Origin of the sequence: Paenibacillus sp. PvR098, from assembly GCF_017833255.1 — a bacterium.
GTDB lineage: Bacteria > Bacillota > Bacilli > Paenibacillales > NBRC-103111 > Paenibacillus_G.
On record NZ_JAFIBU010000001.1, the window covers coordinates 4,107,501 to 4,121,635 of the forward strand.

At 50.4% G+C, this 14,135-nt stretch carries 10 protein-coding genes, 19 tRNA genes and 4 rRNA genes (1 of these 33 only partly in view); 28 read left to right on the forward strand and 5 right to left on the reverse strand.

Annotated features, from left to right (window positions below; translation table 11 throughout):
• From JOE45_RS20235 to JOE45_RS20345, 23 genes are all read left to right on the forward strand, one after another.
• Positions 1-177: ribosomal RNA gene (locus JOE45_RS20235) — 16S ribosomal RNA — on the forward strand (it extends 1,366 nt beyond the left edge of the window).
• 105 nt (positions 178-282) lie between these two features.
• Positions 283-399 (forward strand): 5S ribosomal RNA (gene rrf, locus JOE45_RS20240).
• Positions 400-435: 36 nt separating this feature from the next.
• A tRNA-Ile gene (locus JOE45_RS20245) sits at positions 436-512 on the forward strand.
• 21 nt (positions 513-533) lie between these two features.
• A tRNA-Ala gene (locus tag JOE45_RS20250) sits at positions 534-609 on the forward strand.
• A gap of 107 nt (positions 610-716) precedes the next feature.
• Positions 717-3,638, forward strand: a 23S ribosomal RNA gene (locus JOE45_RS20255).
• Positions 3,639-3,698: 60 nt separating this feature from the next.
• A 5S ribosomal RNA gene (rrf, locus tag JOE45_RS20260) occupies positions 3,699-3,815 on the forward strand.
• Together the 16S, 23S and 5S rRNA genes with 19 tRNA genes alongside form the textbook arrangement of a ribosomal RNA operon.
• Before the next feature lie 5 nt (positions 3,816-3,820).
• A tRNA-Asn gene (locus JOE45_RS20265) sits at positions 3,821-3,896 on the forward strand.
• A gap of 4 nt (positions 3,897-3,900) precedes the next feature.
• A tRNA-Ser gene (locus tag JOE45_RS20270) sits at positions 3,901-3,989 on the forward strand.
• 16 nt (positions 3,990-4,005) lie between these two features.
• Positions 4,006-4,080 (forward strand) — tRNA-Glu (locus JOE45_RS20275).
• Between the two features lie 17 nt (positions 4,081-4,097).
• Positions 4,098-4,173, forward strand: a tRNA-Val gene (locus JOE45_RS20280).
• 15 nt (positions 4,174-4,188) lie between these two features.
• Positions 4,189-4,265 (forward strand) — tRNA-Met (locus JOE45_RS20285).
• A gap of 51 nt (positions 4,266-4,316) precedes the next feature.
• A tRNA-Asp gene (locus tag JOE45_RS20290) sits at positions 4,317-4,393 on the forward strand.
• Positions 4,394-4,442: 49 nt separating this feature from the next.
• Positions 4,443-4,518: transfer RNA gene (locus tag JOE45_RS20295), tRNA-Phe, on the forward strand.
• A 7-nt stretch (positions 4,519-4,525) separates the two neighbouring features.
• Positions 4,526-4,601 (forward strand) — tRNA-Thr (locus JOE45_RS20300).
• Positions 4,602-4,616: 15 nt separating this feature from the next.
• A tRNA-Tyr gene (locus JOE45_RS20305) sits at positions 4,617-4,702 on the forward strand.
• Between the two features lie 8 nt (positions 4,703-4,710).
• Positions 4,711-4,784 (forward strand) — tRNA-Trp (locus tag JOE45_RS20310).
• A gap of 19 nt (positions 4,785-4,803) precedes the next feature.
• A tRNA-His gene (locus JOE45_RS20315) sits at positions 4,804-4,879 on the forward strand.
• A gap of 16 nt (positions 4,880-4,895) precedes the next feature.
• Positions 4,896-4,967: transfer RNA gene (locus JOE45_RS20320), tRNA-Gln, on the forward strand.
• 51 nt (positions 4,968-5,018) lie between these two features.
• Positions 5,019-5,093: transfer RNA gene (locus JOE45_RS20325), tRNA-Gly, on the forward strand.
• A gap of 6 nt (positions 5,094-5,099) precedes the next feature.
• Positions 5,100-5,173: transfer RNA gene (locus JOE45_RS20330), tRNA-Cys, on the forward strand.
• Positions 5,174-5,181: 8 nt separating this feature from the next.
• A tRNA-Leu gene (locus JOE45_RS20335) sits at positions 5,182-5,270 on the forward strand.
• 17 nt (positions 5,271-5,287) lie between these two features.
• A tRNA-Arg gene (locus JOE45_RS20340) sits at positions 5,288-5,361 on the forward strand.
• A 15-nt stretch (positions 5,362-5,376) separates the two neighbouring features.
• A tRNA-Leu gene (locus JOE45_RS20345) sits at positions 5,377-5,456 on the forward strand.
• Positions 5,457-5,519: 63 nt separating this feature from the next.
• Here the strand turns inward: JOE45_RS20345 and JOE45_RS23675 are convergent.
• On the reverse strand, positions 5,520-6,116 hold the full coding sequence (locus JOE45_RS23675; RefSeq protein ID WP_245247094.1) for a polysaccharide deacetylase family protein: 597 nt from the start codon (positions 6,114-6,116) through the stop codon (positions 5,520-5,522).
• A gap of 155 nt (positions 6,117-6,271) precedes the next feature.
• On the opposite strand from JOE45_RS23675, the gene JOE45_RS23680 reads away from it, so the two are divergent.
• Positions 6,272-6,460: a hypothetical protein gene (locus JOE45_RS23680; protein ID WP_245247095.1), complete on the forward strand. Its 189-nt coding sequence runs from the start codon at positions 6,272-6,274 to the stop codon at positions 6,458-6,460.
• Between the two features lie 199 nt (positions 6,461-6,659).
• Here the strand turns inward: JOE45_RS23680 and JOE45_RS20355 are convergent, their stop codons facing one another.
• Together JOE45_RS20355 and glpX are read right to left on the reverse strand one after the other, a co-directional pair.
• Entirely contained in the window at positions 6,660-7,478 is an 819-nt protein-coding gene (locus JOE45_RS20355) for a sulfite exporter TauE/SafE family protein (RefSeq protein ID WP_210022625.1), read from the reverse strand.
• Positions 7,479-7,554: 76 nt separating this feature from the next.
• Positions 7,555-8,523 (reverse strand): class II fructose-bisphosphatase, encoded by a 969-nt coding sequence (gene glpX, locus JOE45_RS20360; protein ID WP_210022624.1) that lies wholly within the window; start codon positions 8,521-8,523, stop codon positions 7,555-7,557.
• 231 nt (positions 8,524-8,754) lie between these two features.
• On the opposite strand from glpX, the gene JOE45_RS20365 reads away from it, so the two are divergent.
• The 4 genes from JOE45_RS20365 to JOE45_RS20380 all read left to right on the forward strand — a co-directional run bounded on the left by JOE45_RS20365 (position 8,755) and on the right by JOE45_RS20380 (position 12,544).
• Positions 8,755-9,402, forward strand: coding sequence for a CBS domain-containing protein (locus JOE45_RS20365; protein ID WP_210023552.1), 648 nt, complete (start codon positions 8,755-8,757; stop codon positions 9,400-9,402).
• Positions 9,403-9,433: 31 nt separating this feature from the next.
• Positions 9,434-10,240, forward strand: a complete 807-nt coding sequence (locus JOE45_RS20370; protein ID WP_210022623.1) for a pyruvate, water dikinase regulatory protein — start codon at positions 9,434-9,436, stop codon at positions 10,238-10,240.
• A 206-nt stretch (positions 10,241-10,446) separates the two neighbouring features.
• The gene (gene mobA / locus JOE45_RS20375) at positions 10,447-11,103 is read left to right on the forward strand and encodes a molybdenum cofactor guanylyltransferase (protein WP_348632565.1); all 657 of its coding nucleotides are present in this window, start codon (positions 10,447-10,449) and stop codon (positions 11,101-11,103) included.
• Between the two features lie 187 nt (positions 11,104-11,290).
• On the forward strand, positions 11,291-12,544 hold the full coding sequence (locus JOE45_RS20380) for a molybdopterin molybdotransferase MoeA (protein ID WP_210022621.1): 1,254 nt from the start codon (positions 11,291-11,293) through the stop codon (positions 12,542-12,544).
• Between the two features lie 61 nt (positions 12,545-12,605).
• On the opposite strand, the gene JOE45_RS23685 is transcribed toward JOE45_RS20380, so the two are convergent.
• Together JOE45_RS23685 and JOE45_RS20385 are read right to left on the reverse strand one after the other, a co-directional pair.
• Positions 12,606-12,701: a YjcZ family sporulation protein gene (locus tag JOE45_RS23685; protein ID WP_245247096.1), complete on the reverse strand. Its 96-nt coding sequence runs from the start codon at positions 12,699-12,701 to the stop codon at positions 12,606-12,608.
• Positions 12,702-12,828: 127 nt separating this feature from the next.
• Positions 12,829-14,031 (reverse strand): C40 family peptidase, encoded by a 1,203-nt coding sequence (locus JOE45_RS20385; protein ID WP_210022620.1) that lies wholly within the window; start codon positions 14,029-14,031, stop codon positions 12,829-12,831.
• Between the last annotated feature and the right edge of the window lie 104 nt (positions 14,032-14,135).

Consider the following 14,135-nt stretch of genomic DNA (forward strand, 5'->3'; position numbering starts at 1 on the left):
GCGGTGAATACGTTCCCGGGTCTTGTACACACCGCCCGTCACACCACGAGAGTTTACAACACCCGAAGTCGGTGGGGTAACCCGCAAGGGAGCCAGCCGCCGAAGGTGGGGTAGATGATTGGGGTGAAGTCGTAACAAGGTAGCCGTATCGGAAGGTGCGGCTGGATCACCTCCTTTCTATGGAGTCCATGTCGTCTGTAGGGCGACGGACAAATCTGCAGCGAAAGCTGCATCACACTCACTCGTTGTCAGTTTTGAAAGGCGCAATGCCTTTCAGATTCGTTTGGTGATGATGGCGGAAGGGAACCACGCGTACCCATACCGAACACGGCCGTTAAGCCTTCCAGCGTCGATGGTACTTGGACCGCAGGGTCCTGGGAGAGTAGAACGTCGCCAAGCGAATCCATCTTGTTTGGATTTTTAAAATGAATATGAGGGCCCTTAGCTCAGCTGGTTAGAGCGCACCCCTGATAAGGGTGAGGTCGGTGGTTCGAGTCCACTAGGGCCCACCATTTAAACTTCATAAACGATATGGGGCCATAGCTCAGCTGGGAGAGCGCCTGCCTTGCAAGCAGGAGGTCAGCGGTTCGATCCCGCTTGGCTCCACCATGAATATGTTTGTTCCTTGAAAACTGGATATCGAAACAAAGTAACAATGCTGAATCATCCTTAGATCTTTGATCTATAACTACGCTAAGACTTCATGTCGAAGCATTGGTTAAGCTATAAAGAGCACACGGAGGATGCCTAGGCACCAGGAGCCGAAGAAGGACGTGGCGAACGACGAAATGCCTCGGGGAGCCGTAAGCAGGCTTTGATCCGGGGATGTCCGAATGGGGGAACCCGCATGTGGTAATTCGCATGTACCATGCAGTGAATACATAGCTGCATTGGAGGCATACGAGGGGAACTGAAACATCTAAGTACCCTCAGGAAAAGAAAACAAAAGTGATTCCGTCAGTAGCGGCGAGCGAAAGCGGATTAGCCCAAACCAGGAAGCTTGCTTCTTGGGGTTGTGGGACGTCAATGTGGGTTGAGCAGAGTAAGTGAAGCGGTCTGGAAAGGCCGGCCAAAGAAGGTAAAAGCCCTGTAGCTGAAATTCTGCGAAAACCCTAGACGGATCCCGAGTACCGCGAGACACGTGAAACCTCGTGGGAATCCGGCAGGACCATCTGCCAAGGCTAAATACTCCCTGGTGACCGATAGTGAAGCAGTACCGTGAGGGAAAGGTGAAAAGAACCGCGGGAGCGGAGTGAAAAAGAACCTGAAACCGTGTGCTTACAAGAAGTCAGAGCCCGTTAATGGGTGATGGCGTGCCTTTTGTAGAATGAACCGGCGAGTTACGTTCCCGTGCGAGGTTAAGGTGAGAAGCCGTAGCCGCAGCGAAAGCGAGTCTGAATAGGGCGCTTGAGTACGTGGACGTAGACCCGAAACCGTGTGATCTACCCCTGTCCAGGGTGAAGGTGCGGTAACACGCACTGGAGGCCCGAACCCACGAATGTTGAAAAATTCGGGGATGAGGTGGGGGTAGCGGAGAAATTCCAATCGAACTCGGAGATAGCTGGTTCTCCCCGAAATAGCTTTAGGGCTAGCCTCGGGAGATGCGTCGTGGAGGTAAAGCACTGATTGGGTGCGGGGCCCGCCAAGGGTTACCAAGTCCAGTCAAACTCTGAATGCCACAGACGTTATCCCGGGAGTCAGACAGTGAGTGCTAAGATCCATTGTCAAGAGGGAAACAGCCCAGATCATCAGCTAAGGTCCCCAAGTGTGTGTTAAGTGGGAAAGGATGTGGAGTTGCACAGACAACCAGGATGTTGGCTTAGAAGCAGCCACCATTTAAAGAGTGCGTAATAGCTCACTGGTCGAGTGACTCTGCGCCGAAAATGTAACGGGGCTAAACACACCACCGAAGCTATGACTAGACGTCTATGACGTCATGGGGTAGGGGAGCGTTGTAATCGGGTTGAAGCTAGATCGTGAGGACTGGTGGACTGGTTACAAGTGAGAATGCCGGTATGAGTAACGAAAAGATCAGTGAGAATCTGATCCGCCGAAAGCCTAAGGGTTCCTGAGGAAGGTTCGTCCACTCAGGGTTAGTCGGGACCTAAGGCGAGGCCGAAAGGCGTAGTCGAAGGACAACAGGTTGAAATTCCTGTACCACCGTGAACCGTTATGAGCAATGGGGTGACGCAGAAGGATAGTGACGCGAGCTGATGGATGCTCGTCCAAGCAGTAAGGCTGATGTGTAGGCAAATCCGCACATCATTAAGGCTAAGCTGTGATGGGGAGGGAAAATTACAGTACCGAAGGTCATGAGTTCAGGCTGCCAAGAAAAGCCTCTAGCCAGGGAGAAGGTGCCCGTACCGCAAACCGACACAGGTAGGCGAGCAGAGCATGCTAAGGCGCGCGGAAGAACTCTCGTTAAGGAACTCGGCAAAATGACCCCGTAACTTCGGGAGAAGGGGTGCCTCGGTAGGGTGAATAGCCCGAGGGGGCCGCAGTGAAAAGGCCCAAGCGACTGTTTAGCAAAAACACAGGTCTGTGCGAAGCCGCAAGGCGAAGTATACGGGCTGACGCCTGCCCGGTGCTGGAAGGTTAAGGGGAGCGGTTAGGAGCAATCCGAAGCTGTGAACCGAAGCCCCAGTAAACGGCGGCCGTAACTATAACGGTCCTAAGGTAGCGAAATTCCTTGTCAGGTAAATTCTGACCCGCACGAATGGCGTAACGACTTGGGCGCTGTCTCGACGAGAGATCCGGTGAAATTTTAATACCTGTGAAGATGCAGGTTACCCGCGACAAGACGGAAAGACCCCATGGAGCTTTACTGCAGCTTGATATTGGACTTTGGTACGATCTGTACAGGATAGGTGGGAGCCTGAGAAGCATGAGCGCCAGCTTGTGTGGAGGCGACGTTGGGATACCACCCTGATCGTATCGGAGTTCTAACCTGGTACCGTGATCCGGTATGGGGACAGTGTCAGGTGGGCAGTTTGACTGGGGCGGTCGCCTCCTAAAGAGTAACGGAGGCGCCCTAAGGTTCCCTCAGAATGGTTGGAAATCATTCGAAGAGTGCAAAGGCATAAGGGAGCTTGACTGCGAGACAAACAGGTCGAGCAGGGACGAAAGTCGGGCTTAGTGATCCGGTGGTACCGCATGGAAGGGCCATCGCTCAACGGATAAAAGCTACCCTGGGGATAACAGGCTTATCTCCCCCAAGAGTCCACATCGACGGGGAGGTTTGGCACCTCGATGTCGGCTCATCGCATCCTGGGGCTGAAGTAGGTCCCAAGGGTTGGGCTGTTCGCCCATTAAAGCGGTACGCGAGCTGGGTTCAGAACGTCGTGAGACAGTTCGGTCCCTATCTGTCGTGGGCGTAGGAAATTTGAGAGGAGCTGTCCTTAGTACGAGAGGACCGGGATGGACGTACCGCTGGTGTACCAGTTGTCTCGCCAGAGGCACGGCTGGATAGCTAAGTACGGAAGGGATAAGCGCTGAAAGCATCTAAGCGTGAAGCCCCCCTCAAGATGAGATTTCCCAATTAGTAAGACCCCTTGTAGACGACGAGGTTGATAGGTTCGGGGTGGAAGCGCGGCAACGTGTGGAGCTGACGAATACTAATCGGTCGAGGGCTTATCCAAATACATGAACTTCAGCATGCTTTGTTTCGATCCAGTTTTCAGGGCGCAAACCTGAATATGTTTGGTGATGATGGCGGAAGGGAACCACGCGTACCCATACCGAACACGAACGTTAAGCCTTCCAGCGTCGATGGTACTTGGACCGCAGGGTCCTGGGAGAGTAGAACGTCGCCAAGCATTATTCCCTGATAGCTCAGTTGGTAGAGCACTCGACTGTTAATCGAGTTGTCACAGGTTCGAGTCCTGTTCGGGGAGCCATTTTGGAGAGGTGTCCGAGCTGGCCGAAGGAGCACGATTGGAAATCGTGTAGGCGTCACAAGCGTCTCGAGGGTTCGAATCCCTCTCTCTCCGTAGAGTTTTTTAGTAAGGCCCGTTGGTCAAGGGGTTAAGACACCTCCCTTTCACGGAGGTAACAGGGGTTCGAATCCCCTACGGGTCACCATTATATTTAAATCCCATGGAGGCTTAGCTCAGCTGGGAGAGCATCTGCCTTACAAGCAGAGGGTCGGCGGTTCGATCCCGTCAGCCTCCACCATAGAAGACTTACTGACGCGGGGTGGAGCAGCCCGGTAGCTCGTCGGGCTCATAACCCGAAGGCCGCAGGTTCAAATCCTGCCCCCGCAACCAATTAAGATTTTTCGAAGATACTAACTCACTTCGAAAATATCTGTTATGTGTGGAGCCGTGGTGTAGAGGCCTAACATGCCTGCCTGTCACGCAGGAGACCGCGGGTTCGAATCCCGTCGGCTCCGCCATTTATCTTTTAGATTGGTTTACAAGCAATATAAAATGTATTATAATTATGGCTCGGTAGCTCAGTCGGTAGAGCAGAGGACTGAAAATCCTCGTGTCGGCGGTTCGATTCCGTCCCGAGCCACCATGATTATGCCGTTGTAGCTCAATTGGTAGAGCAACTGACTTGTAATCAGTAGGTTGGGGGTTCAAGTCCTCTCGACGGCACCAGTTACAATTTCATATGGAGGCTTAGCGAAGTGGCCAAACGCAGCAGACTGTAAATCTGTTCTCGTCCGAGTTCGGTGGTTCGAATCCATCAGCCTCCACCAGTTTTTATAGGGGCATAGTTTAAAGGTAGAACAAAGGTCTCCAAAACCTTTGGTGTGGGTTCGATTCCTGCTGCCCCTGCCAATTTTCACATTTCAATATGGCGGTCGTGGCGAAGTGGTTAACGCATCGGTTTGTGGATCCGACATTCGAGGGTTCAATTCCCTTCGATCGCCCCATTATTTTTCTGAATATTGGGGATTAGCCAAGCGGTAAGGCAACGGACTTTGACTCCGTCATGCCTAGGTTCGAATCCTAGATCCCCAGTAATGGATCCCTGGGGGATTATTTTTCATCATGGGTCCGATTAAAAAATATGCGGAAGTGGCTCAGGGGTAGAGCATCGCCTTGCCAAGGCGAGGGTCGCGGGTTCGAATCCCGTCTTCCGCTCCATAATATGGCGCCATAGCCAAGTGGTAAGGCAGAGCTCTGCAAAAGCTTTACCCCCAGTTCGAGTCTGGGTGGCGCCTCCAACTCTCTTGCCGGAGTGGCGGAATCGGCAGACGCACAGGACTTAAAATCCTGCGGTAGGTGACTACCGTACCAGTTCAAGTCTGGTCTTCGGCACCACTCCAAAAAATGAATATGTGCCCTTAGCTCAGCTGGATAGAGCGTTTGACTACGAATCAAAAGGCCGGGAGTTCGAATCTCTCAGGGCACGTAAGTATTTTAACATGCCGGTATGGCGGAATTGGCAGACGCGCGCGACTCAAAATCGTGAGGGAAACCGTGGGGGTTCAAGTCCCTCTACCGGCATAAAAATTAAAATCCTAGAAAGCATAGTATATGCTCTCTAGGATTTTTTTGTCTGCAGTTTGCTTATTTTATTTGCTTGGATACTTGGAGCATCTCAGGCAAAGTGACGAGCTTATACCCTCGAGACTGCAGTGTCTGTATGACTGTCGGTAGTGCCTCCACTGTTCCACTCAAGTTTTGCCCCGGTCCGCCGCCGGTATGCTGGAGAACAATGGAGCCTGTTTTCACATGGTTTAAAATATTGTTAGTGACTTGATCTCGTTTGATTTGCTTCCAATCTTGGGAATCAACATTCCAATTGACGATACGAAAGCCTTGTTGGGAAGCCCACAACAACTGATTTTCGCTAATTTCTCCATAGGGCGGTCGAATTAGTCTGGGAGTGTATCCGATTAATGACTTCAAAGTTTTTTGTGTTTGCAGAACCTGGGCTTTGAACTTTTCATCAGTTAATTTAGTGAACAGCTTATGATCATAAGAATGGTTCCCGATCACGTGGCCTTCTCGTACGATTCGCTTAACGATTTCCGGATACTTCTCTGCTTGTGACCCTATAAGAAAGAATGTGGCACGGACGTTATATTGCTTGAGCACATCCAGTACTTGAGGAGTAAACTGTGTATCTGGCGAATCATCGAAAGTGAGTGCAACCTGTTTCAAGCTCCCCCGTCCTTTAAGCAGTAAAAGGTCTGGGTATTTTTCAACCAATTGGGACAACGTTAAGGCTTTATTCCGGCTGGTTGTCTCCTTGGCTGGTTTCTCCGGGGCTGGAGAATCTTTCTTTACCTTTACTTTAGGAGCTAACTTGGGCTTAGATGGAGAGGGAGCTGCTGGTTTTTCCGATACGGCAGCTGGTTGTTGTGAAGCCGCTGGAGGGGGCTGTTCCTCGGTTGAATGTTGGCTCTTTGGTTCTTGTGGTTCCGGAAATGGTTCCCGTTCGGGAAACTGAAATGTTTGATACGACTGAGGTACGTTGGAGTTGGGCAGATTCGGATTGGAATTAGCAGCAGTACAGGAAGTAAATAGCATACAAAAAATCAAAGCATAGAAAAAAGCCGCAATCGGACGTCGATACATAAAGGTTCCTCCCTCATCCACTGACTGAACTAATAGTCCTTTTAGTTTTGGATAAGGGGAGAGGATTTATCCCTTTATGAACAATGTGCCGTGCGGCTATAATATATTACGATTAGAGGGAAGTACTTAGCCTAACAACGCGCCTTCCCAGATCATTTTGATGGCTACGCAAACGAAAGTAACACGAAGCACCCAGAGAAGCTTTTTGCTGCTAAGACGGCTTGCAATCACAGCTCCTAACCAGCCTCCGAGAATGGCGGTCGGGGCTAATCCGAGTACCATCCATAAATCCACTTCTCCAAGAGCGAAGTGAGTAGTGGTTCCCATAATCGCAGATAGTAAAATAACGAACATGGATGTCGCGGTGGCTACATGGGGAGGATAGCGAAACAAAATGACCATGGCTGGTACAAGCAAGGCTCCCCCACCAACTCCAAACAACCCGGAAATGAATCCGACTGCCAAACCAATTAGTAATAACGGCAGAACGTTGTATCCATATTGAAAGGTTTGGCCTTTCCCATCCGTATAAATTCGCTGCATTTTCCACTTGATATCAAACGGTCTGATATAGTCCCTAAGAATAAGGAGTACTGCCATAAACAACATAAATATTCCGAAGCCGAGCTGAAATGACTTGGCATTGACGTACTGCGTTGTGTACGAACCAAGCATGGCTGCAGGACCGCAAGTGATGAAAAAGAGCCATCCGCTTTTAAAATCGACGCGCTTTTGTTTGAAAAAGGTAAGTGTAGAAGAAAGAGCCGTAAAAATGAGAACGGCTAACGAAGTCCCTACAGCGGTTGCAATCGAAATGGATTCGCCGATAAAATATGGTCCCAAATAAAACAGTGCAGGGACAATAATAATACCGCCGCCGAGGCCAACCAAGCTTCCGAACGTGGCGGCAATCAATCCGACAGCGGTATAAAATAAAATACTCATCTGGTTTCCTTCTTCCATGTATTTTTAGTCTACGTAAATAGTAACACAGGGAAGAAAGAAATCAATCGGCCTATGGTTAAGTTTCTTGAAGTAATTGTTTATTTGGCAAGTAATGGCTCGATTGGATGAATCGTATGGTACGGGTCTTGGCACGCATGACGATCGAATGGGTCTCCGCTCGCATGTTAGGCATATAGCGGATGCCGCTCAAAAACTCACCTGGGGTAATGCCGGTAGCTGCGAAGATAACATCCTCGGTTCCAACCATATCGTCCATCGTTAATATTTTATGAGGATCTGTAATCCCCATGGCAATACAACGTTCATATTCTTCATCGTCCGCCGGCAGCAGTCTGCCTAGCAGCTCACCGCCCAAGCAGCGCAGCGCTGCGGCTGCCAGTACCCCTTCAGGGGCTCCGCCCGAGCCTACGTACATGTCGATACCTGATTCGGACAAAGCAGGAGCCATGGCCCCGGCTACATCGCCGTCACTTAAAAATTTAATCCGTACGCCTACACGGCGCAAGGTTTCGATCCGTTCGCGATGACGTTCACGGTCAAGAATCATAATGGTCAAATTGCTCAGCGGTTTACCGAGCACCTCTGCAGCACGTTTCAGTGTTGTCTCCAGTGGGTCTGTCAAGCTTAGTTGGCCTGCAAGTTCAGGTCCTACTGCCAATTTCTCCATGTACATATCCGGCGCATGCAGTAGATTTCCTTTGCCTGCGATAGCGATAACCGCCAGGGCATTGTTGAGCCCTTTGGCTACAAGCTCGGTACCTTCAAGCGGATCGACAGCTACGTCAACCTCAGGCCCTTGCCCGTTGCCTACTTGTTCCCCGATATAAAGCATCGGTGCTTCGTCCATTTCGCCTTCGCCTATAACAACGGTTCCCCGTATGGATACAGAATCGAACATGGCGCGCATCGCTGTAGTTGCTGCTCCGTCTGCCTGATTTTTGTCACCCCGGCCCATCCATTTTGCGGCCGATAATGCGGCGAGTTCCGTTACTCGAACAATTTCGAGCGCCAATTCTCTTTCCATCCTGTTCGCGCCTCCCTATAATCTTGGTGTTCATTTAGAATTGTATATAGTATAATTAATTATTAAATAATGCGCAATAAATAAAGTGATTTTGCTTAAAAAGTACACTATAATACTTACAGATAAATAAACCGAAATACGGTTCTATGAGTTTTTAAGCATTTTTGGTACAATTGGAAAGGAATCAAGCGGCAGACAGAAGAGGCTGCTTTAAGGTGAGGAGGGACGGTCATCGAACTGAGTGCGCGCCAACTACAGATCGTAGAACTGGTAAAAGCAAATGCGCCGATTACAGGCGAACAGATAGCGGAAATGCTTGGCTTAAGCCGCCCAACGTTAAGATCGGATTTGGCGTTGCTCGTGATGCTGGGCCTCGTAGATGCCAAACCGAAGGTGGGGTATACACCGGGCTCGTCTATGTCTCCAGGTTCCCAAGCATCGCGAAAGCTGCTTAATATGAAAGTGAAAGAAGTGCAGGCGCTTCCTGTCGTTGTGAAGGAAAATGCATCCGTAGGCGACGCTGTGGTTTCACTTTTTATGGAAAATGTGGGCAGCTTGATCGTGGTAGATGATGATGGATGCTTATCCGGTATTATTTCACGCAAAGATTTGCTCAAATTTACGTTTGGCAATACGAATGCCGCCACAATGCCTGTCAGCATGGTGATGACGCGGGAGCCCAATGTTATCCATATATCGCCGGACGAATCGGTGATCGATGCGGCTAAAAAAATGATTCATCACCAAGTGGACAGTTTGCCGGTGGTTATTCAATCCAAGCTCGAGTCGGCAGGCGGTCTTCCCCGCTGGGACGTGGTCGGAAGGGTAACCAAGACGATTATGACGAAAATTTTGCTGGATATAGCAGTAGGCCATTAAGGACTTCGCGGTTAAAAGGAGAAGGAACCGGATGAGTGAAGATCAGTCGTATGAAATTACAGTATGCTCCGACTCTGTCGGAGAAACGGCCGAAGCAGTCGTGAGAGCGACGATTCGACAGTTTGACGCCCATCAGGTAAGAACGAAACGGATCGGCCACATTAAAAGCGAGGATGAAATCCGTTCAATCTTGGAGGAAGCAGCCGAAAGAGGCGGTTTTGTCGCATACACGCTTGTTCAGCCGGAGCTGAGGGAGACGATGAAGGAAGAAGCGATTCGTCTGGGTGTTCGTGCGGTAGATATTATGGGCCCGATGATGGAAGCATTCGTTGATACATTTAACGATGCGCCTAAGCGTAAGCCCGGTCTGCTCCATCTGATGGATGAAGATTATTTTCGGCGCGTGGAAGCCATTGAATTTGCCGTCAAGTGTGATGACGGGCGCGATACGAGTGCGCTTCTGAAGGCCCAGCTTGTACTGATCGGCGTGTCGCGTACTTCCAAGACGCCGCTAAGTATTTTTCTGGCGCATAAGGGGATCAAGGTTTCCAATCTTCCGTTGGTTCCGGAGGTCAAAGCGCCGAAGGAACTGTTCTTGGTAGCGGGCAAGCGGATTGTCGGTCTCACAATGGATGCGGAGAAGCTCTACAAAATTCGTACGGAACGGTTGAAGGCGGTGGGGCTGCCATTCGGTGCAAAGTATGCGACCATGGAACGAATCGACGAGGAGCTCCGTTACGCCCAAGACTTAATGAAACAGGTAGGCTGTTTGGTCATTAATGTAACAGATAAAGCGATTGAGGAAACAGCAGGTATTATTATGGGTTATTTACAATAATTAAACGAAAACGATAAGAGAAAGCTTGGACCGGATGGCCCAGGCTTTTTTCTTTTACGATAATGGTCTCTGGAAAGCATTTGAAACTTGAGTGATGAGAGACTGTCAATCGTAGACATCTTGGCATCTTTGTCCTATAGTAAGGAAATGGACTGAGAACGAAGATAAAGGCAGGTGCTTGCGCAATGCAAGACGGGAGCCGGAGTGTGACAAAGAGGTCTGGTGTTATATTGGCCGGGGGGTTGAACCGGCGCATGGGCGGTCAGAGCAAGGCGCTTCTGAAGTACGAAGGACGGACGTTTCTGGCGAGGCAGTTGACCGAGCTCGGGAGTGCCTGCAGCGAGCTGATTCTAGTGACTCAGGAGCCTGAGCGGTATGAGGAAGAGCTAAGGACAGTCGACGTCGTCCACCACATTCGTGTTATTCCCGATCTGCAGCCCGGGAAGGGACCGTTAGCAGGGCTGCAAGCAGCCATGGGCGCGGCTGCAAACGACGAGCTATGGGTCGTCGGCTGCGACATGCCGTCGGTGAGCTCCAGAGCTGCCGAAGCGATGAGCAGACTGCGGAGAGACTTGGATGGCGATGCGGTGATTGCACGGCTGCATGGACGCTTGCACCCGCTGCACGGCCTTTACCACCGCCGCTGCCTTCAGACGGTAGAGCGGCTGCTTGCTGAAGAAGACTACCGGATGATGCGTTTAATCGGTGAGCTTCATGTGCAGGAAGTGGACGATTCATTCTTTGAACGTCAAGGTATTCCTACTGATTTTACGAGAAACATCAACAATCCGGATGAGTATAATAAGCTATTGAATCTTGGAAGCCGTTATTTTTTATGGGATAATGATTCAAAACCGAACTAGTGAATGTTATTGCTCCGACGAGTTCAATGGCCGTAAGACGATCGGCAGCGACAAAGCGCTGGGAAGACCTGTTCTTCCTTCGCTGGAAGAGCGGCCGTAAGCCATGAGATGGTCATAGCGCTCCAGAGCTAACAGCAGAGTTATACATCGAGTGTCAGACGCATTTCGCTAATTGGAGGGTATCATTGTGGTTAGTTTGAGATTTGGCCGTAAGGCCATTACTTTAGAAGAAGCGCAGCGGCTTGTGCTGCAGGAAGCGCGACTGTTGAAGATGGAAGAGGTACCGCTCACCGAAGCATTCGGAAGAAGACTTGCACGGGATATTACCGCACACGAACCGGTGCCGCATTTTCGAAGGTCAGGAGTAGACGGGTATGCGGTTAGAACGGAAGATACGAAGGACGCGGCACCCGATGCTTCTGTAAGGTTAGAGGTCACCGAGATGATTCCATGCGGCTCGGTTCCGACGAAAGAGATTGGACCGGGACAGGCGGCTCGGATTATGACCGGAGCTGTCGTGCCGGAAGGCGCTGACGCCGTGATCATGCTTGAGATGACAGACAGAGCGGAGGCTGCAGCAGACGGAACGGTAGGGATACGTAAAGTCATGACGGCTGGCGAGAACATCACACCGGTTGGTCAAGAGGTGGCACCGGGCGCACCGCTGTTGGAACGAGGCTGTTATATCGGTCCAGGCGAAGCGACTATTCTAGCTACCTTCGGGTTCAATAATGTAACGGTTTTTCAACAGCCGAAGGTAGCGATTTTCTCTACCGGTTCCGAGCTGCTGCCGGTGGAATCACCGCTGGCTCCGGGTAAAATTCGAGGCAGCAACGGGTATATGCTCGCCTGCCAAGTCAGAGAAGCGGGCGGGCTTCCGCAGATGATGCCGATTTTGCCAGACGAGGCGAAATACGTGGAGGAGCAGATCCTCGCGGCGCTCGAATGGGCTGACATCGTGATTACGACAGGTGGCGTATCGGTTGGCGATAAGGATGTGCTTGTCGATCTATTCGAGCGGTGGAACGGAACATTGCTGTTTAATAAGGTTTCAATGCGCCCTGGGAGCCCAACATCGGCCGGCATGTGGCACGGGAAGCCGCTTTTCGCGTTGTCCGGCAATCCTGGCGCTTCTTATGTAGGCTTTGAGCTTCTCGTTCGACCGTTTATGAGGGCGTCTCTCGGTGTGAATCGTCCACTGTTATCGGAAGCAGAAGCTTTTTTAGACGTGGATTACAGTAAAGGCTCTGCGTATCCGCGTTATGTGCGCGGAACTTCGCGTATCGAAGGCGGTATGGTGAAGGTACGTCCGACCGGACTCGACAAGTCCAGTATTATGGTGTCTATCAAAGATGCTGACTGCCTCATCTGCATTCCCTCTGGGGGTATGGGGGCGGCACGAGGAGACAAGGTACGTATTATGCAGCTTTCCGAGAAATAAATAAAGATGAAACATAAAAACCCCCGGCTGGGAGGAGGAACTCGGCCGGGGGTTTTTGGCATTAGATAATCAATGCACGGGAAACGATAACAAGCAGGATAAAGAGTACAAGAATTACACCAGTAGTAGTGAAGCCGAATCCGCCAACAACACTCATGTGACATCCCCCTTTCAGAAGACATGATATACGATATGAGGGAATGGGGTCTGTGGATTGGACGGATGCCCGAATTTCAGGTAAAAAAACAATTGTCTCCCGAATGAGTACAGGTGAGACCGAATACTTAATAGGTTGAACCACCGAAAAGAAAGCGATATTCCCATGGTGTTCCTGCCAAATGATCAATGCGGACACCGCCGGAATCGACGGAATAAGTATGCAGGATTTGGCCATCCCCTAGATAAATACCTACATGGGTAATTTTTTCAGTGGATTTGTCGATGCTCGTGTAGTTGGATGCATTGCTGCCTTTATAGGACATAAAGAACAATAGATCACCCGGTTTAAGATTGTGCCAATCGGAGGACGTTTTGCCGACGGATTTTACATAGGAGCCTTGGCTCCGGGAATCTCCCGGGAGGATTTGACCTACTCCATCTATGTAGGATTGACGAACAAAATCGGAGCAATCGAACGTGCTCGTATCGGATCGGTTAGAACTGAACTCGTATGGAACGCCCAAATAATTTTTGCCTGCGTCGATGACCTTCTGCGCGGCTATCGTTTGCGGGAGCTGCTTGTACGGTTCAACATAGGTCGTGCTTATGTATTTGGAGCTAGTGGAGACATAGCCGATAGTACCGTTCTTATCTTGGACGTTGTACCAGTGATCGTTTGGTTTATCGAGCACGAGAAGCATCTCGCCCTTCTGAATGTAACGGATCCTCGGAGCGTCAGCGGACGGGGTGGTACGGAACGAAACCGAGCTGACGATTGTAGCGTTGGGAGCCGATTGAAAGAGTTCCTCCTCAGGCTCTTGTGTTGATTCAAAATGGGTTTCTATGTACTGGGAATGGGTGCTGACGTAGCCGATATGATCATTTGTATCCTGGATCTTATACCAATATGCGTTGACTTTCTCCAGAATCAACACCGATTCACCTTCACGTAAATAGCGGATTCTGGATTCTCCGGTGGACGGGCCGGTCCGGAAAGATACGGATTTTCTGATGCTTGCGTTCGATTCGGTCTTTACCTGGACGGTGGTCATTTGCACGTAGGCAGACGAAGAGGAAACGTAACCGGTTTTGCCGGAAGCATCCCGAACCTTAAGCCAATTCTCGTTATGTACGCTAATCGGATCAAGCAGCTCCCCTGGCTTCAGATAACGGATACGCGTCCCCGAAGTGGAGGGCTGTTCACGGAAATTGACGCTTTTTACAATCTGAATCTTTTGAGCATCGGTAGAGAAGGCCAAGGCTTGGAACGGAACGGCTGTCAAGGTAACGGTGGCGCTTAGCAGCAGGACGATGAGCTTTTTTTTCATGATGACATTCCTCCCAAGTTGTAAAAAATGACGTGAGCTGCGGTATCGAGAGAATGGCAGATTGCAGTATCGGTTTCGGAAAGTTGGCAGGGTATTTATTCCCC